This is a genomic window from Paenibacillus thermotolerans (assembly GCF_028745515.1).
In the GTDB taxonomy this organism is placed as follows: Bacteria; Bacillota; Bacilli; order Paenibacillales; family YIM-B00363; genus Paenibacillus_AE; species Paenibacillus_AE thermotolerans.
Genome location: NZ_JAQZSG010000036.1, coordinates 14,008 through 32,404 on the forward strand (window position 1 = coordinate 14,008; position 18,397 = coordinate 32,404).

The following is an 18,397-nucleotide window of genomic DNA, read 5'->3' on the forward strand; positions in this document are numbered from 1 at the left end:
ATGCTTCGCGCCGCAAAGACGCCGCGATGGCCGCTGAAGGCATGGGTGCTCCTGCTGTGTCTTGTTTCTTCGATCTTTTTTGTCTTGTTCCAAGGCGGCAAGCTGTCGCTGATGCTCCTCATCATTGTTTCCACATTAACGGTTTATTTATCGCTCGGCCGCTGGAGCGGGATCGCTTCAACGCGCGGCAAGCGCGATATTTACGGCGTGACGGGCGGAGCGGCGCTTCAGTCCGGCACGGCGCTGAAGGTAGCGATTCGAGTGGCGATTCCCGGGATCTGGCCGATTCCTTACGTCACCGTTAAGGATCGTTTGATTCGCAGAGACGGCAATATTCAATTGTTCGAGGGCACCTTCGTTCCCGACTGGCGAAGAAACGGAATGCTCGAATACGTGACGCCGCCGCTTGCGAGAGGGTTTTACCGGTTTGAAGAGGTGGAGTGCGTCACCGCCGATATTTTCGGCTTGTTCGAGCATAAAGGCATGGTTCCCATGCCGCTGGCCTTCAGCGTGCTGCCACGCACGATCGCCATTCCGGAATGGCGGCATCTGCATCAGCTGTTCAAAGGCAGCCACCAGCAGTCCGCTTCGGGAGGAAGCCAAAGAGAGACTACGCAAATCAACGGCGTCCGGGAATACATTTATGGAGACCGTCTTGCCAAAATACACTGGAATGCGACGGCCCGAACGGGAACGTGGAAATCGAAGGAGTTCGAGCGGGAATCGCTGCCTAAGCTGATGATCGTTCTCGACCGGAATCCTTCCGGATACCGTTCGAAGGACGGGTTTGAGCTCGCCGTGTCGACAGCTGCGTCTTTAGCCGATTTTGCGATTTCGCGCGGCATGTCCGTCGGATTGTTGTCGGCCGGCGGAGGGAAGACGTTCTGGGAGCCGCCCGGCGGGTATGAGGCTAAGAAGCGAATCGAGCAGCACTTGATTGAAGTGCAGCCCGACGCCAGCCAAGACGTCATGAAGCTGATCTCGGACCGGACGAAGCTTCCTTCGGGCGGCTGCGTCGTCGCGGTCGTTTCGCCGCTGCGCAACGATTCGATGCTGCGGACGTTTCAATGGCTTCACGCATACGGCACCGGAGCGGCGCACATGTGGGTGAACGCCGAGCAGGCCGTGAAGGTTCGCGAGGACTGGACGCGCTTGCTGCGGGGAATCGGAACGCCTGCATACAGTATTCAAAGGCTGGAGGATTTGCCTTCGGCGCTGAGGGGGCGGGAAGCATGAGCCAAGGCGAACTGAGCATCCGCCGCTTGTTGTTTACGAACTGGCATGAGAAAGGAATCAATCTGTTTCTCGGCATTTTTCTATATCAGCTTATCATTTGGTTTGACGCGTATTGGGTCAATGAAACGAAGCCGGTGGTCGTCGGGGCGTTGACCGTTTCTTATGTTGTCGAATGCTTCACGAAACGGCCGGCATGGCTTCGAAGGCTCGCGGGAATCGCCGCGGTGATTGCGGTGACCGGCTATGTCGTACGGCCCGAACCGGCGGCGGGGGAGCTTGAAGGCGTACCCCTCGGTTTCCTGTTGAGCGTCTTGGAGTATGTTTTGAGGCTCCATCCGTTCATTTGGTTTGCTGCCGGGACATGGGCGCTTTTCATCATGCTTTCGGGATATTTAACGTCGAGATGGCGGATTTTTGCGTTGATGGTGTTCGGCATCGTGCTGCTCAGCGTCGTCGATTCGTTCAGCTCCTTCGTGTTTTGGGATCAAGTGGCCATAATGATCGGCTGCGGATTAACGATGCTCGTCATACACCATCTGCAGCAGCTTCGCCTTAGAGATCCTGAAGGGTACGATAATTTGATGAGCTACCCCGTTCCGATCTTCGTCATGGTCGTTACGATCATAACCGCTTCCTTGGCGCTCGGTATGCTGGCGCCGAACATTCGCCCGGTCATTATGGATCCGTACACCGCTTGGAAGACGTATCAGGGCGAGGCGGTTCCGGCTTTCGGCAAAAGCGGGGGCTGGTTCGGGGAATCGACGACGCGCAACGCATCCTCGGGCTACAGCCGGAACGATACGCATCTCGGCGCCGCCTTCGATTTCGACTATTCGCCGGTATTTTCCGTCGATACGTCGCGGCGGAGCTATTGGCGGGGGGAGACGAGATCGTACTACAACGGAAACGGCTGGGAGCCGACCTCCAGGGAAATGAATCACCGCTTGCTGCCGGTAGGTTCGTCCGCCGAAGCGCCGAAGAGGGATTATGAAACGAATATGCTTGAGACGGTGGAAATTACGCAGACGTTCCGCATGGCGGACGGGAGGTCCTACCCGGTGCTCTTCGCGGCGCCGTACGCCCAAACCGTTGAGGCGGGTCCCGAAGTTTCGGAAGAAGCCAAGATGCGAATGTATTGGCAAGGGGAGCAGAACGGCATTCTTTGGTTCGAATCAAGCGGAATCGACTATCCTTCCGTTTATACGGTAACGTCGCAAATGCCGGTCATCGATGAGGAAAAGCTGCGTCAGTCGGCGCCCGTAACGGACACCGAGCTGCTTCAAGATTATTTGCAGCTTCCGAACATTCCGGACCGCGTCCGGCTGCTGGCGCAGAAGGTGACGGAGGAGGCAGACAACCCGTACGACAAGGCGAAAGCGCTCAAAACGTATTTAAGCACAAGCTTTCCTTATACGAACACGCCGGACGTTTCCAAAGGGACGAGCGCGGATTTCGTGGACCGGTTCCTGTTTGAAATTCAAGAAGGCTATTGCGATTACTACTCTACGGCGATGGTTGTTATGGCCCGTTCCATCGGGCTGCCTGCACGCTGGGTGAAGGGCTATATTCCCGGACAATCGGATATGGAGTTTATTTATCGGCAATATTTGCCGGGAGAAGAGCGGGATTACGACGGTCCGGGGACATATACCGTCCGAAATTCGGACGCCCACTCCTGGGTAGAGGTGTTCTTCGAAGGCTTCGGCTGGATTCCGTTCGAGCCGACGGCCGGCTTCTCGCTGCCGATCGTTCAGACGGAAAATGAGACCGAGGTTGCTCTTCCGGCGGATTTGGGAGAGACGACGGAGGCGCTTGTGGCCGAAAAGGGAACAAGCGGTACGAACCATCAGGTTTGGATTGCGGCTTTGAGTGCGGTTGTGGCGATTGCAGGCATCGTTTGGATGTCGGTTCGTTTTCAATGGATTGCGCTGCTGCGCACCCGCGGTTTCCGCAAATCGCCCAATTACAACTTGAAGTTTCTTGGAGAAATGGAGCGGCTTCTTTACAGGATGCGGCGCAAAGGGCTTCATTGGACCGATAACGAGACGGTTCGCGAAATGATGCAGCGCTGGATGAAGGAGCACGCCTTCCTCCAAAATGATTTAAACTCGCTTATGCTTACGTTCGAAAAGGCGAAATACAGCAAAAACGGCTTGAGCGAGCAGGAGTATTGGAATGCGGAAACATTGATGCGAAAGCTACGGGAAAGCTTGAGATAATCGTGCTCTTCCCGTCGCTCGTTGCGGCTGTTTTTCATCCGGTGCGAAAATATGGTATCATTTTGCCATGACTTCTGCGCGGGGTGAACGGTTTGCTGCAATTGATGGTCCCCAAAGTAAGAGTAAGCACGATTTACGATATCGACTTGACCGACTTGAAGCGGCAAGGCATCCGGGGCATAATTACCGATTTGGACAATACGCTTGTCGGCGCGAAGGTGCCATATGCGACTCCGGAGCTTGCGGATTGGCTCGAGCTTGTTCGCAGCCGCGGGTTTCAGGTCGTCATCGTATCCAACAACGGAAGAGACCGCGTCAGCGCGTTCGCCGAGCCGCTGGCGCTGCCTTATGTATATCGAGCACGGAAGCCGCTGCATGCGGCTTTTGTGCGTGCGCTGGAAATGATGTCCTTGCGCGCCTCGGAGGCCGCGGTCGTCGGAGATCAAATGATGACGGACATTCTCGGCGGAAACCGCATCGGGCTGTACACCATCTTGGTGGATCCGATCGCGGCGCATGACGAAAGCTGGTATACGCGCCTTATCAACCGTAACCTGGAGCGTGCGTTCGTCTCCAAATTGAAACAGAAAGGGCTGCTTCCTTAACGTGAATTCCAATATGGGAACGGGGGCCGGCTGCTCCGGCTGCGGCGTCCGTTTGCAATCCGAACATAAAGAAGCATTAGGCTTTATACCGCGCTCGGCCGCGGAGCGCACCCCGCTTTTATGCCAGCGCTGCTTCCGGATCAAACATTACAATGAGGCTTCCTCCGTTACGCCGGACCAAGGCGAGTTTCTTCGCTTGCTGGGCGGCATCGCCGACACGGACAGCCTCGTTGTCCATATTATCGACCTGTTTGATTTTGAAGGAAGTATTATTAGCGGCTTACAGCGGTTCATCGGCGCGAACCCGGTGCTGCTTGTCGTGAACAAGATCGATTTGATTCCTGCGGACATTAATCCGAACCGGATTCGGAACTGGGTCCAGCGCCGCGCCAAGGAAGAAGGCCTTAAGGTTGCCGATGTCGTACTCGTAAGCGCGAAGCGGAACATCGGCTTTGACCGGCTGGTTGAGACGATGGAAAGCCTGCGGAGGGGAAGAGACATCTATGTGGTCGGCGCGACGAATGTCGGGAAGTCTTCCTTCGTGAACCGTCTGATTTCCGACTATAGTCCGCTCGACGCGGAGCTTACCGTTTCCGCATATCCCGGCACGACGCTCGACCTTGTACATATTCCGCTGGATGACGAAAAGCATATAATCGATACGCCGGGAATCGTGTACGATTGGCGGCTGACCGAGCGCGTACCGAAGTCCGATTTAGGCAAGCTCGTGCCGGATAAACCGCTTAAACCGGTAACGTATCAATTAAATCCGGAGCAAACGCTGTTTTTCGGCGCTTTGGCGAGAGTGGATTTCGTACAAGGAAGCCGGCGGTCGTTCACCTGCTATGTAAGCAGAGGGATCGAGGTTCACCGGACGAAGCTGGAGAGGGCCGATGCATTGTACGCCGAGCACAAAGGGACGCTCCTTACACCGCCGGACAAGGCGCATGTCGACGACCTGGGCCCGTTAACGCGGCACCGGTTTACGATCCGTCCGGGAACGGAGCAGGATGTATTTATTTCCGGGCTCGGCTGGATTCGGATTCACGGGGAGGACGGAGCCGTCATCGACGCTCACGTTCCGAAAGGAATTAAAGTGCTGGCGAGAGACAGCTTGATATAGAAACACGGAGAAGGAGAGAGAGAGCGATGGGAGAAACCGCAGTTGGCCGTCCGTCCGCCTCGTTCGCCGTAAATAGCGAGACGGTATTTTACGGCGTGTTCGGCGATCCGGTGCGCCATTCGAAGTCGCCCGTCATGCTGGGCGAAGCGTTTCGTGCGGCGGGCATGAACGCCGTGTACGGGGCGTTTCATGTAACGCCGGACGCTTTGGGCAGCGCTGTCGAAGGCGTTCGCGCGCTAGGCTTTCGGGGCGTGAACGTGACGATCCCGCATAAGGTCCGCGTAATGGAATACTTGGATGAAATCGACGCAACGGCGAGGAAGGCCGGGGCGGTCAATACGATTGTGAATGAAGGCGGAAGGCTGATCGGATACAATACCGACGGCATCGGGTACGTAAGGTCGTTGAAGGAGGAAACCGGAGCGAGCATCGAGGGTTCGAGCATTCTGATGCTTGGCGCGGGCGGGGCGGCAAGAGGAGTGGCGCATGCGCTGGCCGCGGAGAAGCCTTCGCGGATGTGGATCGCAAACCGGTCGGCCGGGAAAGCGGAAGCGCTCGTTTCGGAGCTTGCGGGCTCATCGGATTGCATAGGTATCGGCTGGGATGGAATCGACCATATTATAGGGAAAGTCGATATTATCGTGAATACGACCCCGATCGGCATGCATCCGAACACCGAGGAAATGCCGGTCGACCCGGCGCTGCTTCGGGAAGGAACGATCGTCAGCGATTTGATTTACAATCCGCTGTCGACGAAGCTGCTTATGCATGCCGAACAAGCAGGCGCCAAGGTACACGGAGGGCTAGGCATGTTCGTGTATCAGGGAGCTTACGCATTCGAATATTGGACCGGCGCGCCGGCGCCGGTGGAGGCGATGCGCGCAGCGGTGCTGCGGGCGATGGAGCCGCCGGGAGGGGGAGAGAGATGACACGCCGAATCGGAATATTAGGCGGCACCTTCAACCCTGTTCATACCGGCCATCTCATTCTCGCGGAGCGGGTTCGGGAGCACGGAAGGTTCGACGAGATTTGGTTTATTCCCGCGTATCAGCCGCCGCACAAGCCGCCGCTGCAAGGAGCGGACCCGGCTCAGCGGGCGGCCATGGTGGAAGCGGCTATTCGGGACAATCCGGGCTTTCGGATGCAGACGATCGAGATCGATCGCGGCGGCGTATCGTACACGATCGACACCGTTTTGGAGCTAAAACGATTGTATCCGGACGACACGCTCGTATGGATCATCGGCGCGGACATGGTGAAGTATTTGAATTATTGGCACCGCATCGACGAAATCGTGCAGCATATCGAATTTTTGGGCGTCGCCAGACCGGGCTATGTGGTGGAGCCGGGGGACATACCTCCCGCTGCGGCGGGGAGATTAACGTTCGCGGAGCTGCCGGAGATCGATATTTCGTCGTCGGAAATTCGAGGCCGGGTGCGGGATCGATTGTCCGTCCGGTATCTAGTTCCGGAACCGGTGCATGCTTTTATTACGGAGAACAAGCTGTATGAAGCATAGGGATTTGATTGATCGGCTGATGTCGGAAGTATCGAAGCAAATGCCGGAGCGGCGTTGGAAGCACACGTTAGGCGTCGTGTCCAGCGCGATGAAGCTCGCGGAGCGGTACGGCGACGACCCGGAAAAAGCGGAACTGGCCGCCGTTCTCCATGATGTCGCCAAGTTTTGGCCGGTGGACAAACAGCGGGATACAATTATGGAGGAAGGGCTCCATCTCGACGTGCTGGATTACGACAAAGAGCTGTGGCACGCCCACGCTGGCGCTTATGTCGCTCGGCGCGATTACGGAGTCGCCGATGCGGAGGTGCTGAACGCAATCCGTTACCATACGTCAGGCAGGGTCGGCATGTCCCGGCTGGAAAAAATTATTTGCCTGGCGGATTATATCGAGCCCGGACGGGAGTTTCCGGGCGTCGACAACTTGCGCCGGCTTTCGGAGGAAAGCTTGGAGGAGGCGCTGCTTGCCGGCTTTGACGGAACGATTTCATTTTTGATGGAGAAAAGGAAGCGAATTTATCCTTTAACCGTCCTTACTCGAAACGATCTTATTCTTTCTCTTACACAGGAGGCTTGAACGCATGACCATAACCCCTGAAGCGTTGCTTCAATTGGCGGTGGATGCCGCAGAAGATAAAAAAGCGCTCAACGTCGTAGCGCTTAATTTGCAAGGAATATCGCTGGTCGCCGATTATTATGTCATCTGCCACGGCAACTCGGACACGCAGGTTCAGTCCATTGCGAACGAAATCCGAAAGAAGGCGGAGGAGAGCGGTTACCGCGTCAGAGGCGTAGAAGGCTTCGACACCGCACGTTGGGTGCTCGTCGATCTCGGCGACGTCGTCGTTCACGTGTTCCATCGGGACGAGCGGGAGTATTACAACATCGAACGGCTATGGTCCGACGCGAAGGCGGTAGAATTCGCATGAGTTTAAACGGAGGTGCGGCGATGCAAGGCTTGGAAGCCGGCACAGTCCGGCAGCTGCAGGTCGTGCAGGAAAATCCGCACGGCTTTGCGCTGACCGACGGAGTGCAGCGGGTGTTGCTCCCGTTTCCGGAGGCGCTCGGAAAGCAGCTGAAGGCGGGGGACACGGTAGAAGCGTTTCTTTATCATGACAGCGAGGACCGTTTGACGGCCACGCTTCGCGAACCGCTGATCAAATACGGGGATCTCGCGAGGCTTAAGGTAGCCGACGTTCATCCGAAGCTCGGCTGCTTCCTTGAAATCGGCCTGGCGCGCCATGTGCTGCTGCCGGCCGGCGAGCTGCCGCTTGAGCCCCGTTATCGTCCGGTGGAAGGCGATGAGGTATACGTCGTCCTTGACCGCGACAAGTCGGGCCGCCTGCTGGCGCGAGCGGCCAAAGAGGAAGCGATCGCAGAGCGCGTCGTTCGTGCGCCTTCGGCTTGGCGAAACCGCTGGATGGACGGCTGGGTATACCATACGCTCCGTACCGGCACGTTCGTCGTCGTCGACGCCGGCGTTCTCGGCTTCGGGGCAATCGGATACATACCGGAGCATGAGCGGACCCATTCGCTGCGCGTCGGCGAGAAGGTGCATGCCAGAGTCACCTTCGTCAGGGAGGACGGACGCGTCAACCTGTCGATGAGACAGCGCAAGGAAGTCGGCCGGGTGGAGGATTCCGACAAGCTGCTTGCTTTCTTGAAGGAGCGTCCGAACGGGTCGATGCCGTACTCGGACGAAACGCAGGCCGACATTATCCAGCAGCGGTTCGGCATCAGCAAATCCGCGTTCAAGCGCGCGCTCGGTAAGCTGATGAAGGACGGCTTAGTCGAGCAGCAAGGCACCTGGACTCACTTGACGGAGCGCGGAAAAGCGTCTGTCGGCTCTTCGGAAGCGGGAGACGCTCCATGATCTCTGTTCAGAATCCGTACGGCGGCTTCGCCGGCGTATACGATTATTTAATGTCGGACATGCCCTACGGCGATTGGCTCGGCTGGCTCGACGCGTATTGGGAGCTGAACGGGCGTCCGTCCCGGGTCGTCGATCTCGGCTGCGGCACGGGGACGATTTCGATTCCGCTCGCCGCCTCGGGGCTTCGTGTGGTAGGGATCGACATTTCGGAAACGATGCTTTCCGTCGCGCAGCATAAAGAAGCCGCCGCTCGCAGCGAAACCCCCATGGCGGGGAACGTGCAGTGGTCGCGCCAGGACATGCGAGAGTGGTCTTGGCCCGAGCCGGCGGATTCGGCCATATCGCTGTGCGACTGCATGAGCTATTTGCTGACCGAAGACGACGTGCGGCGGACGATCGAGCGGGTTTGGGAAGGGCTTGCTCCCGGCGGAACGTTTATTTTCGACATGCACCATCGGAATCAAATGGAGGAATATGCGTTTAATGAACCGTTCATACTGGATGAAGAAGACGTTTCCTACATATGGACTTGCGAATTGGATGACCGGACCGTAACTGTAACGCATCGTTTGTCGTTTTTTATTCGCGAGGGAGACCGGTACGTGAAGGTGGCCGAGACGCATCGGCAGCGCGCCTACCCGGCGGAGACGATCGTAACGCTTCTGGAGGAAGCGGGATTTACGGATGTACAAAGTTATTCCGATTTCTCATTCGAGCCGATTGACGACGATTCTACGCTTCGTATGTTTTTCGCGGCGCGCAAGCCTGCGTGATCGGTTGCGGGCGGGTGCGGCGGAATGAGCGAAAAGCCACCGCGGAGGTGCTGGAACGGAACTTTATTCCGTAACCTAAGACGAGCCCGCGGGTTCCGCGACAAAACTTGACTTTTTTGGTTTCCCGCAGTTATAATTTGAAACAATTATGAATATTCCGAAGCAACGACAAGGAGCAGTAACCGTTCTTGGCGCGCACAATCAGAGAGTCGGCGGCTGGTGGAAGCCGACGCGTGCGGCGGCGAACTCGCCTTGGAGCTCTGTGATCGAACAGCCATTGATTGGCTCGCTAGATTGCAGCGTACCCTCGCGTTACGAGGAAGAGTGGACGGCAGGCAAAGCATGCCTATCGTCAACTAGGGTGGTACCACGGGAGATACGCCTCTCGTCCCTAGCGAGGTCGCTAGAGACGGGAGGCTTTTTTAGTTGAAAAGGAAGGGGCGCGAGTTTCATGACTGAAGCGAACAAGCAACAGCAAGGCGGCTATAATCCGCAATCGATTGAGCCCAAGTGGCAGAAGTATTGGGATGAACATAAGACGTTCAAGGTGCTGGAGGACGATTCGAAGCCGAAGTTTTACGCTTTGGATATGTTCCCGTATCCGTCGGGAGACGGCCTTCACGTCGGACATCCGGAAGGGTATACCGCTACGGATATCGTATCCCGTTTCAAACGGGCCCGCGGCTTCGACGTGCTCCATCCGATGGGCTGGGACGCGTTCGGACTGCCGGCGGAGCAGCATGCTTTGAATACCGGCAAGCATCCTCGCGACATTACGAAGAAAAATATCGACAACTTCCGCAGGCAGATCAAATCGCTCGGCTTCAGCTACGACTGGGACCGGGAGATCAGCACGACGGATCCGGACTACTATAAGTGGACGCAGTGGATTTTCTTGCAGCTGTACAAGAAGGGTCTGGCTTATGTAGCGGAGATGCCGGTGAACTGGTGCCCCGCTCTCGGAACGGTGCTTGCCAATGAAGAGGTCATCAACGGTCTGAGCGAACGAGGCAACCATCCGGTCATTCGGATGCCGATGCGCCAGTGGGTGCTCCGCATTACCGCGTACGCCGAGCGGCTCTTGGAAGATTTGGAGGAGCTCGATTGGCCGGAAAGCATTAAAGATATGCAGCGCAACTGGATCGGCAAATCGGTCGGCGCCGAAGTGACATTCGAAATCGACGGCCGCGCCGGCGAGACGCTGGTCGTATTTACGACACGGCCGGATACGCTGTTCGGGGCGACGTATTGCGTGCTCGCTCCGGAGCATGAGCTGGTGGAGAGCATTACCACCGAAGCTCAGCGGCAGGCTGTGACCGAATATCAAGAAGCGGCTGCGCGCAAGAGCGATCTGGAGCGTACCGACCTTGCGAAGGAGAAGACCGGCGTATTTACCGGAGCGTATGCGATTAATCCGGTGAACGGCGCGAAGCTGCCGGTCTGGATCGCCGACTACGTGCTCGGAGGATACGGCACCGGCGCGATTATGGCCGTTCCGGGACACGATGAGCGCGATTACGAGTTCGCGAAGACGTTCGACCTTCCGATCGTTGAAGTCGTGAAGGGCGGCGATATTTCCAAAGAAGCGTATACAGGCGACGGCGAGCACGTGAACTCCGATTTCTTGAACGGCTTGAATACGCAAGAAGCGATCGACAAGATGATTCAGCATTTGGAATCGATCGGCAAGGGCAGCAAGAAAGTCACCTATCGCCTTCGCGACTGGCTGTTCTCAAGGCAGCGCTACTGGGGCGAGCCGATTCCGGTGCTGCACTTGGAAGACGGCACGTCGAAGCCGGTGCCGGAAAGCGAACTGCCGCTGCTGCTGCCGGACGTGGATGAAATTAAACCGTCCGGAACCGGCGAGTCGCCGCTTGCCAACGTGACCGAGTGGGTGAACGTGACGGACCCGGAGACGGGCATGAAGGCGAAGCGCGAGACGAATACGATGCCGCAATGGGCCGGAAGCTGCTGGTACTATTTGCGCTATATCGATCCGCATAACGATAAGGAAATTTGCTCGAAGGAGAAGCAGGAACGATGGCTTCCGGTCGATCTTTATATCGGCGGCGCCGAGCACGCGGTGCTTCACCTGCTCTACGCCCGCTTCTGGCACAAAGTGCTTTACGACATCGGAGTCGTTTCCACGAAGGAGCCGTTCTGGAAGCTCGTCAACCAAGGGATGATCTTGGGCGACAACAACGAGAAGATGAGCAAATCGCGCGGGAACGTCATTAACCCTGACGAGATCGTGAACGAATACGGCGCGGATACGCTGCGCATGTACGAGATGTTCATGGGGCCGCTGGAAGCGACGAAGCCGTGGAACACGAACGGTGTGGAAGGGGTATACCGTTTCTTGAACCGGGTTTGGCGTTTGTTCGTAACCGAAGACGGTCAGCTCAATCCGAAAATTCGCCCGGACGGCGGCAACGACTCCTTTAAGCGGACGCTGCACCGAACGATTAAGAAGATTACCGAGGATTACGAGGCGCTGCGCTTCAACACGGCCATCTCGCAAATGATGATTTTCGTGAACGAGGCATACAAAATGGAGACGCTGCCTCTGGACGGGATGAACCGTTTCGTGCAGCTGATGGCTCCAATCGCTCCGCACATTGCCGAAGAGCTTTGGGAGAAGCTCGGCCATTCCGGATCGATCACTTACGTTCCATGGCCGGAGTACGACGAGAAGTGGACGGTGGACGACGAAGTCGAAATCGTCGTACAGGTGAACGGAAAAATCGTCGGACGCGCCAACGTAGCGGCGGATGCGGACGAAGAGGCGCTGCGAGAGCTTGCGCTCGGCCTCGATAACGTAAAAGCGGCGATGACCGGAAAACAAATCCGCAAAGTCATCGCCGTTAAGGGCAAGCTTGTTAATATTGTTGTCGGTTGATCATTGGGTGGGGTTGTAAAACAGCCCCTCCACCTTTTCCACCTCATCTTGATACTTGTTGTGCGTCGAACGAATTAACCGTTCGAACGTTCCGTCAAGGTCTAATGAAAGCATCCGCAGCCCCTCCGCGGTGATGCCCTCGGGAACCGTCACCCGCTCGCGAAGAGCCTCCGGCGTAAAGCCGCCCTTCGTCAGCAGCAAACCGGTCCCCAGCAGCATCTCGGAGGCTACGCGGGTTGCCTCTTCACTTGAAATACCGGTCCGCTCGACCGCCGCCTGAACGAACTGCTCGATAAAGTAAGACAGAAAGGCAGGCCCGCAGCTGGACAAATCCGAAGTAACCCGAGTATACTCCTCAGACACCTTTAACGGTTTTGAAATACAACGAAGCAACGCTTCCAAGCGATCTTCATCTTCCGTTTCCACACGATTTCCGTACATAACAAGAGTTGCGCCGCTGCATACGTAATTCGTGATGCTCGGAATGACCTTGGCGACCTTACACCGCAAATGATGCTCCAAGTGGCGAATCAGTACGGGGCTTGTGATCGAAACGATCAACTGCTCAGGAAGCACGACCCTCTTAATCTCGTCAATCACCTTTTTGAATTGTGCAGGCCTTATACATAAGAAAACAATGTCCGAATCAAGGACGACCTCAATATTGGACTTTGCGGCGCGTAAACCCGGATAAGCCGCAGCCAGTTGTTCTACTTTCTCGAACGTGCGGTTGGCCGCAACGATCTGTTTCGGCTCGAGCGCATTCGATCGGATGAAAGATTGTATGAGAATGCTGCCCATGCTGCCGGTTCCGATAAATCCTACATTCATGTCCGTCTCCTCCTTCTGCTGCGTTGTTTGTCTAGTTGTCCGATTTATTTTCGAAAGAGATAGCTTCCGTTTTTTCCAATTATATGAATTATAAATCTTGTCTTATGTCGTAAAAAGAAGCGAATACCTTATTTTTGGAGGGATATGATGTCCGAACGAATTTCGCCCTTGGCTTTCATTCCTGCCGCGGGCTTGCTGATCGGGGCCGTCTTGTTCTTCACGGCGCCGTGGTCCGAGCCGGCCGAAGCGGAGTGGACGGTGCTTAACGAAGCCGTAGCGCAGCTGATCTCGCCGGATGCAAAAGACGACAAAGAGGCAACCGGGCCGAACGTCGTCGATGCTCCCGAAAACGTCGACGCTGCTAAAACCGTCAATACCGCCGTAAACGTCGATGTCGGTGCGGCGGAGAGCACGGAAATTGCGCCAGAGGCTGTGAATGTCAAAGCGATAACGGTGAACGAAAGCTTAATCAATATCAATACGGCTTCCGCCGCGGAACTTGACACGCTGCAGGGAATCGGGCCGAGCAAAGCCGCCGCGATCATTGCCTATCGCGAGGAGAACGGTCCTTTCGACTCTATCGAAGCTGTCATGAACGTGAAGGGAATCGGTGAAAAAATGTTCGCAAAAATAAAGGATCGGATTACAACGGGAAGCCCGGCCCCGGACAAAAAATAACTCTTTTCAACCGTGGTAAGGTATGCGAGAATAATTAAAATATTATGACTTTTCACTTCAGGAGGTTTTTATATTGTCAAACGAGCCCAAATGGTCCCTTGAGACGCTTGCGGTACATGCAGGACAAGAACTGGACCCGACGACCCTCTCTCGCGCAGTGCCTTTATATCAAACTACTTCTTACGGGTTCCGGGATGCCGAGCATGCGGCCAATTTGTTTTCCTTGAAGGAATTCGGAAATATTTATACGCGGATTATGAACCCGACGACCGATGTGTTCGAGAAGCGGGTCGCCGCGCTGGAGGGCGGGCAGGCCGCGCTTGCCGTCGCATCCGGTCAGTCCGCCATTACATATTCCATTCTGAATATTGCCGGCGCAGGGGATGAAATCGTTTCCGGCGCGAGCCTCTACGGGGGAACGTATAATTTATTTGCCGTGACGCTTCCGAAGATCGGCATTAAAGTGAATTTTGTAGATGCGAACGATCCGGAACAGTTTCGCTCGGCGATCACAGAACGCACGAAAGCGCTCTACGTTGAGGCGGTCGGCAATCCGAGAGGGGACGTAGCGGATATTCGCGCCATCGCCGACATTGCGCATGAGCATGGCATTCCGCTCATCGTCGATAACACGTTTCCCAGCCCGTATTTGCTTCGTCCGATCGAGCACGGAGCCGACATTGTCGTTCACTCCGCTACGAAGTTTATCGGCGGTCACGGCACGTCGATCGGCGGCGTCGTCGTGGACGGCGGCACGTTCGATTGGAAGGGGAGCGGCAAATTCCCGGGGCTGACGGAGCCGGATCCGAGCTATAACGGTGTCGTCTATACGGATGCCGTAGGACCGATCGCTTATATTATTAAGATGAGAGTCCAGCTGCTCCGGGATATGGGCGCGTCTTTGTCTCCGTTTAACGCATTTATGCTCCTTCAAGGCTTGGAAACGCTGCACCTGCGAATGGAGCGTCACAGCAGCAACGCGCTGGCGGTGGCCAAATATTTGGAAAGCCATCCGGCCGTATCGAACGTGAGCTACTCCGGACTTGAAAGCCATCCTTCTTATTCGCTGGCTCAGCGTTACTTGCCTAAAGGACAAGGAGCTATTTTGACGTTCGAGGTAAACGGCGGAGTCGAAGCGGGCAAAAAGCTGATCGGCGCCGTTAAGCTGTTTTCTCATCTTGCCAATGTCGGGGACAGCAAATCGTTGATCATCCATCCGGCGAGCACGACACATGCGCAGCTGGAAGGCGAGAAGCTTGCTTCCACCGGAGTGACACCGGGTATGATTCGATTGTCCGTCGGCACGGAATCGATCGACGATATCATCGCCGATTTGGAGCAGGCACTGAAGGCCAGTCAGCAGTAATTACAATCGAGAGGAGCAACCTGCAGCATGCGCAAAGATTGGGACACTTACTTTCTAGATATCGCATATATGGCTTCAACCCGATCCCAATGCTCGCGGCGCAAAGTCGGTGCTGTGCTGGTGAAGGGCAAGAAGCTTCTCGGCACCGCGTATAACGGGGCGCCTATGGGGGTGCCGGATTGCTCCGAGGCCGGTTGTATGGTCGTTGAAGAGTACGAGGCGGCCGTGGTGGACGGCGAAGAGCGGCTGATCAAAAAGCAGCGTTGTGTCCGAACCATACATGCGGAGCAGAACCTTCTGCTGTTTACCGACCGGACCGACCGCGAAGGGGCGATCGTATACGTCACGGACCAGCCGTGCTGGACGTGCGCCAATATGCTCGCCAACAGCGGTGTCACTGAGATTGTCTACCACCGGGAATATTTGAAGGATGCCGAGAAGGTTCAATCGCTGATGAATCAGATGGGCATTCGCTTCCGGCGCCTTGAGTCGTACGAACCGCCCGCAGGCATCGCTCCCGATAAAGTAACTACGTAAAGCAGCATATCGATGTTGGACGTGAAGCACACGCCGCCCTTAATGCAAGGGCGGCTTTTTGCGTTTATGAAGGAGGGTACGGAGTGAAACGTCCGATTGTAGGAGCGGCGATCCATCTAGTTTTGGGCATGGCGGCCGCAGGTTCCGGAGATGAAATAGGAACCTGCATCGCTGTCGCGGCAATCGCCTGTTTTTGGACCGCAATGGCAATGATTCGGGTCGATTCGGATAAAAAGGAGCGATTCCAAAGCGTTGCGTTATATACCGTTATTTTCGTCTTTGGAGCATTGTGGTACATGCAGACGGACCAACGGAACGTTTCGGCCGTTTCGCTGAAGGAAGGTACCTTGGAGGAAGCGGAAGCGGTTGTGCGGGGAACGATCGTCGGCAATATTGAGACCGACGGCGACCGGGTGTCGACGATACTGGAAACGGAGCGGGTTGCCTTGGCCGGCGGAGATTCCGTTCGTTTGAAGGAACGGGTGATGCTATACGTTCGCCTCGATTCTCAGGAGGAGAAGCTTGAGACGCATGCCTGGAAACGCGGATTCATGCTAGAGGCCAGAGGCGTATTGAAAGCGCCGATGCGCTCATCCAACTTCGGCGCATTCGATTACGCCGATTATTTGCGAAGACAGCATGTTCATTGGACGGTGCATGTGAAGGGCTTGTCGAATGTAACGCTAGGTGAGGCAAACATGAGGAGCGTTTCTTCAATGCTTGCTTACGTGGACGAATTTCGGCACATGCTGTCGCAACGGTTGGACAGGCTGTATCCGGCACCGTATGCGGGATTCATGCAGGGACTGATCATCGGCGTAAGGGATGGACTGGATCCGGACCAGCTTCAGCAGTTTTCGCAAATCGGCATGACGCATATATTGGCGATTTCCGGCTTGCATGTTGCGATTTTTGTCGGAGCGGCGCTGTGGCTGCTCGGTCGTACGCCGCTGACACGGGAAACCCGCCTGACGATCGCCATGCTGGCAGTGCCCCTATATGTTATCGTGACAGGCGCCTCGCCTTCGGTTGTGCGGGCCGGGATCATGGGGGTATTGGGGCTGTATGCGGCAAGGAGACACCTGCTTAAGGACGGTCTGCATATTTTGTGCTTTGCGGCAATCGCGATGCTCCTGTGGAACCCGTACTACTTGCATGACGTGAGTTTCCAGCTGTCTTTCGCAGTAACGGCCGGTCTGATCATCGGAGTGCCCCGTTTGAACGCCGTGCTGCCGTTCCGTCATCAAGGCTTGAAATCGGCTGTCTCGGTAACGGTTGTTGCCCAGGCTGTTTCTTTCCCCTTGACGCTATACTATTTCAATGGCTTCTCTCTCTTTTCGCTGCCTGCCAATTTTGCCATGGTGCCGCTTTTTAGCATCATCGTTCTTCCGGTCGGCACGATTTCTCTGCTCCTGTCGTTTGTTTCACTGAAGGCGGCCCTTGCAGCAGCATGGCTCGCAGAGCGCGTGACGGAAGGAAGCTTTTGGGCGGTCGAGCGCTTGAATGCGTTGGACTGGGGTTATACGATCTGGGCGAGTCCTCCGATTTGGTGGATCGCGCTGTATTACGCAGCGGTTTATTGGCTGCTTGCCGTCGCCTCGGGGGAAGCGTTTGCGTTAGATCTACGGATACGCATTCATCCATCGATTGCCGCAGGCGCCGCAGCTACACTGCTTGTTCTTGCACTCGTCTATGCATACGTACCGGATGCGCTCGATCGAAGCGGAACGGTATCGTTTATCGATGTAGGACAAGGAGATTCGATATTTATTCGAACCCCGTATGGGAAACACATATTGATTGACGGAGGAGGCACGCTGACGTTCGGCAAAACGCGCGATGCGTGGAGGGAGAGGAGGCATCCGTACGAGGTAGGCGAAAAGCTGCTCGTCCCGCTGCTGAAACGGCGCGGAGTGCACCGAATCGACGAGCTTTTCATCTCACACGGGGATGTCGACCATATCGGGGGCTTACAGGCGGTGCTTCGTCATATTCCGGTTAATCGAATCCGGTTCAACGGCACGCTGGCTGACTCATCCGCATTCAAAGCGTTAATGGAAAGCGCATTGGCTAAAAGCATCCCGATTTCCCCCATCTATGGAGGGGACGTGATCCGAGCGGACCGTGCCGCAACGATACGGGTGCTGCACCCGGAGGAGCCGCAAAATAGAGAGAATGTAGTATTCCTTGATAAGCAGAACGATGCGTCGCTGGTGCTTCAGCTGGAAATGTACAAGCGGACGTTCCTGCTCCCCGGCGACATTGAAGCTGGGTCAGAGAAGTTTATCGCTTCGAAGCTGAAATCGAATCAGCAACTTACAGCAGTCATTAAAGCGGATGTGCTGAAGCTGGCACACCACGGCAGTAAAACCTCATCCACCGAGGAGTGGCTTCGACTATGGAAGCCGTCTGTTGCCGTCATATCGGCGGGGCGCAATAATGTGTACCGGCATCCTCACCCATCGGTAACAGATCGCCTCCGCGTGCTCGGCATCCCCGCATTGCGAACGGATCTTCACGGAGAAATTCAGTTTATCGCAACCGGCAGCAAGCTCATGGTCAGGACGAAGTGGCCCGTGTTCGGATACTAATGGGTTGTTAGGGCACGAAAAAGCAATCACTGCATGGATTTATGTTCAGTTACGAGGAGAACGGCGAAAGGTATTGTATAGGCGTTACTTTTAGGAGCCGTAAGGCTCCTTTGTTTTTGGTTACTGCTTAAACAATTGCTAAAGAAAATT

Annotated in this window: 16 protein-coding genes and 1 other annotated feature; of the genes, 15 read left to right on the forward strand and 1 reads right to left on the reverse strand. The window is 55.9% G+C overall.

All coding sequences use genetic code 11. From position 1 onward, the window contains the following. The 11 genes from PT964_RS22070 to leuS all read left to right on the forward strand — a co-directional run bounded on the left by PT964_RS22070 (position 1) and on the right by leuS (position 12,244). Positions 1 to 1,236: a DUF58 domain-containing protein gene (locus PT964_RS22070; RefSeq protein ID WP_274365526.1), complete on the forward strand. Its 1,236-nt coding sequence runs from the start codon at positions 1 to 3 to the stop codon at positions 1,234 to 1,236. Next, positions 1,233 to 3,455 carry a transglutaminase TgpA family protein gene (locus PT964_RS22075; protein ID WP_274365527.1) on the forward strand — a complete coding sequence of 741 codons (2,223 nt, stop codon included), beginning with the start codon at positions 1,233 to 1,235 and terminating at the stop codon, positions 3,453 to 3,455. The genes PT964_RS22070 and PT964_RS22075 overlap by 4 nt, the downstream gene beginning before the upstream one ends. A gap of 92 nt (positions 3,456 to 3,547) precedes the next feature. Continuing rightward, a complete protein-coding gene (locus PT964_RS22080; RefSeq protein WP_274365528.1) occupies positions 3,548 to 4,060 on the forward strand; it encodes a YqeG family HAD IIIA-type phosphatase in 513 nt (170 codons plus the stop codon). 13 nt (positions 4,061 to 4,073) lie between these two features. Then, positions 4,074 to 5,183 (forward strand): ribosome biogenesis GTPase YqeH, encoded by a 1,110-nt coding sequence (gene yqeH / locus PT964_RS22085; protein WP_274365549.1) that lies wholly within the window; start codon positions 4,074 to 4,076, stop codon positions 5,181 to 5,183. A 26-nt stretch (positions 5,184 to 5,209) separates the two neighbouring features. After that, entirely contained in the window at positions 5,210 to 6,112 is a 903-nt protein-coding gene (gene aroE / locus PT964_RS22090) for a shikimate dehydrogenase (protein ID WP_274365529.1), read from the forward strand. Further along, positions 6,109 to 6,702: a nicotinate-nucleotide adenylyltransferase gene (locus PT964_RS22095; RefSeq protein WP_274365530.1), complete on the forward strand. Its 594-nt coding sequence runs from the start codon at positions 6,109 to 6,111 to the stop codon at positions 6,700 to 6,702. The genes aroE and PT964_RS22095 overlap by 4 nt, the downstream gene beginning before the upstream one ends. Further along, positions 6,692 to 7,276, forward strand: a complete 585-nt coding sequence (yqeK, locus tag PT964_RS22100; RefSeq protein ID WP_274365531.1) for a bis(5'-nucleosyl)-tetraphosphatase (symmetrical) YqeK — start codon at positions 6,692 to 6,694, stop codon at positions 7,274 to 7,276. Before PT964_RS22095 ends, yqeK begins: the two co-directional genes overlap by 11 nt. A 4-nt stretch (positions 7,277 to 7,280) precedes the next feature. After that, complete coding sequence (gene rsfS, locus PT964_RS22105; RefSeq protein WP_274365532.1) at positions 7,281 to 7,628, forward strand: ribosome silencing factor; 348 nt, start codon at positions 7,281 to 7,283, stop codon at positions 7,626 to 7,628. Further along, positions 7,625 to 8,572, forward strand: coding sequence for a CvfB family protein (locus PT964_RS22110; RefSeq protein ID WP_274365533.1), 948 nt, complete (start codon positions 7,625 to 7,627; stop codon positions 8,570 to 8,572). Before rsfS ends, PT964_RS22110 begins: the two co-directional genes overlap by 4 nt. Next, complete coding sequence (locus tag PT964_RS22115; RefSeq protein WP_274365534.1) at positions 8,569 to 9,345, forward strand: class I SAM-dependent DNA methyltransferase; 777 nt, start codon at positions 8,569 to 8,571, stop codon at positions 9,343 to 9,345. The genes PT964_RS22110 and PT964_RS22115 overlap by 4 nt, the downstream gene beginning before the upstream one ends. Positions 9,346 to 9,501: 156 nt before the next feature. Then, positions 9,502 to 9,741: a binding site (T-box leader), on the forward strand. Between the two features lie 55 nt (positions 9,742 to 9,796). Beyond that, entirely contained in the window at positions 9,797 to 12,244 is a 2,448-nt protein-coding gene (leuS, locus tag PT964_RS22120) for a leucine--tRNA ligase (protein ID WP_274365535.1), read from the forward strand. Here leuS and comER read toward each other — a convergent pair whose 3' ends face one another. Next, a complete protein-coding gene (comER, locus tag PT964_RS22125; protein WP_274365536.1) occupies positions 12,245 to 13,075 on the reverse strand; it encodes a late competence protein ComER in 831 nt (276 codons plus the stop codon). Positions 13,076 to 13,222: 147 nt separating this feature from the next. Between comER and PT964_RS22130 the strand changes: the two genes are divergently transcribed. The 4 genes from PT964_RS22130 to PT964_RS22145 all read left to right on the forward strand — a co-directional run bounded on the left by PT964_RS22130 (position 13,223) and on the right by PT964_RS22145 (position 18,247). Further along, on the forward strand, positions 13,223 to 13,753 hold the full coding sequence (locus PT964_RS22130) for a ComEA family DNA-binding protein (protein ID WP_274365537.1): 531 nt from the start codon (positions 13,223 to 13,225) through the stop codon (positions 13,751 to 13,753). Positions 13,754 to 13,826: 73 nt separating this feature from the next. After that, positions 13,827 to 15,119, forward strand: coding sequence for a homocysteine synthase (locus PT964_RS22135; RefSeq protein ID WP_274365538.1), 1,293 nt, complete (start codon positions 13,827 to 13,829; stop codon positions 15,117 to 15,119). Between the two features lie 27 nt (positions 15,120 to 15,146). Next, the gene (locus PT964_RS22140) at positions 15,147 to 15,656 is read left to right on the forward strand and encodes a deoxycytidylate deaminase (RefSeq protein WP_274365539.1); all 510 of its coding nucleotides are present in this window, start codon (positions 15,147 to 15,149) and stop codon (positions 15,654 to 15,656) included. A gap of 83 nt (positions 15,657 to 15,739) precedes the next feature. After that, positions 15,740 to 18,247, forward strand: a complete 2,508-nt coding sequence (locus PT964_RS22145) for a DNA internalization-related competence protein ComEC/Rec2 (protein ID WP_274365540.1) — start codon at positions 15,740 to 15,742, stop codon at positions 18,245 to 18,247. Positions 18,248 to 18,397 lie beyond the last annotated feature (150 nt).

Coding starts and splice junctions, on each gene's coding strand:
- leuS (WP_274365535.1), top strand. CDS start 9,797: ATGACTGAAGCGAACAAGCAACAGCAAGGCGGCTATAATCCGCAATCG.
- PT964_RS22075 (WP_274365527.1), top strand. CDS start 1,233: ATGAGCCAAGGCGAACTGAGCATCCGCCGCTTGTTGTTTACGAACTGG.
- PT964_RS22130 (WP_274365537.1), top strand. CDS start 13,223: ATGTCCGAACGAATTTCGCCCTTGGCTTTCATTCCTGCCGCGGGCTTG.
- yqeH (WP_274365549.1), top strand. CDS start 4,074: ATGGGAACGGGGGCCGGCTGCTCCGGCTGCGGCGTCCGTTTGCAATCC.
- PT964_RS22115 (WP_274365534.1), top strand. CDS start 8,569: ATGATCTCTGTTCAGAATCCGTACGGCGGCTTCGCCGGCGTATACGAT.
- yqeK (WP_274365531.1), top strand. CDS start 6,692: ATGAAGCATAGGGATTTGATTGATCGGCTGATGTCGGAAGTATCGAAG.
- rsfS (WP_274365532.1), top strand. CDS start 7,281: ATGACCATAACCCCTGAAGCGTTGCTTCAATTGGCGGTGGATGCCGCA.
- comER (WP_274365536.1), bottom strand. CDS start 13,075: ATGAATGTAGGATTTATCGGAACCGGCAGCATGGGCAGCATTCTCATA.
- PT964_RS22070 (WP_274365526.1), top strand. CDS start 1: ATGCTTCGCGCCGCAAAGACGCCGCGATGGCCGCTGAAGGCATGGGTG.
- PT964_RS22095 (WP_274365530.1), top strand. CDS start 6,109: ATGACACGCCGAATCGGAATATTAGGCGGCACCTTCAACCCTGTTCAT.
- PT964_RS22110 (WP_274365533.1), top strand. CDS start 7,625: ATGAGTTTAAACGGAGGTGCGGCGATGCAAGGCTTGGAAGCCGGCACA.
- PT964_RS22140 (WP_274365539.1), top strand. CDS start 15,147: ATGCGCAAAGATTGGGACACTTACTTTCTAGATATCGCATATATGGCT.
- aroE (WP_274365529.1), top strand. CDS start 5,210: ATGGGAGAAACCGCAGTTGGCCGTCCGTCCGCCTCGTTCGCCGTAAAT.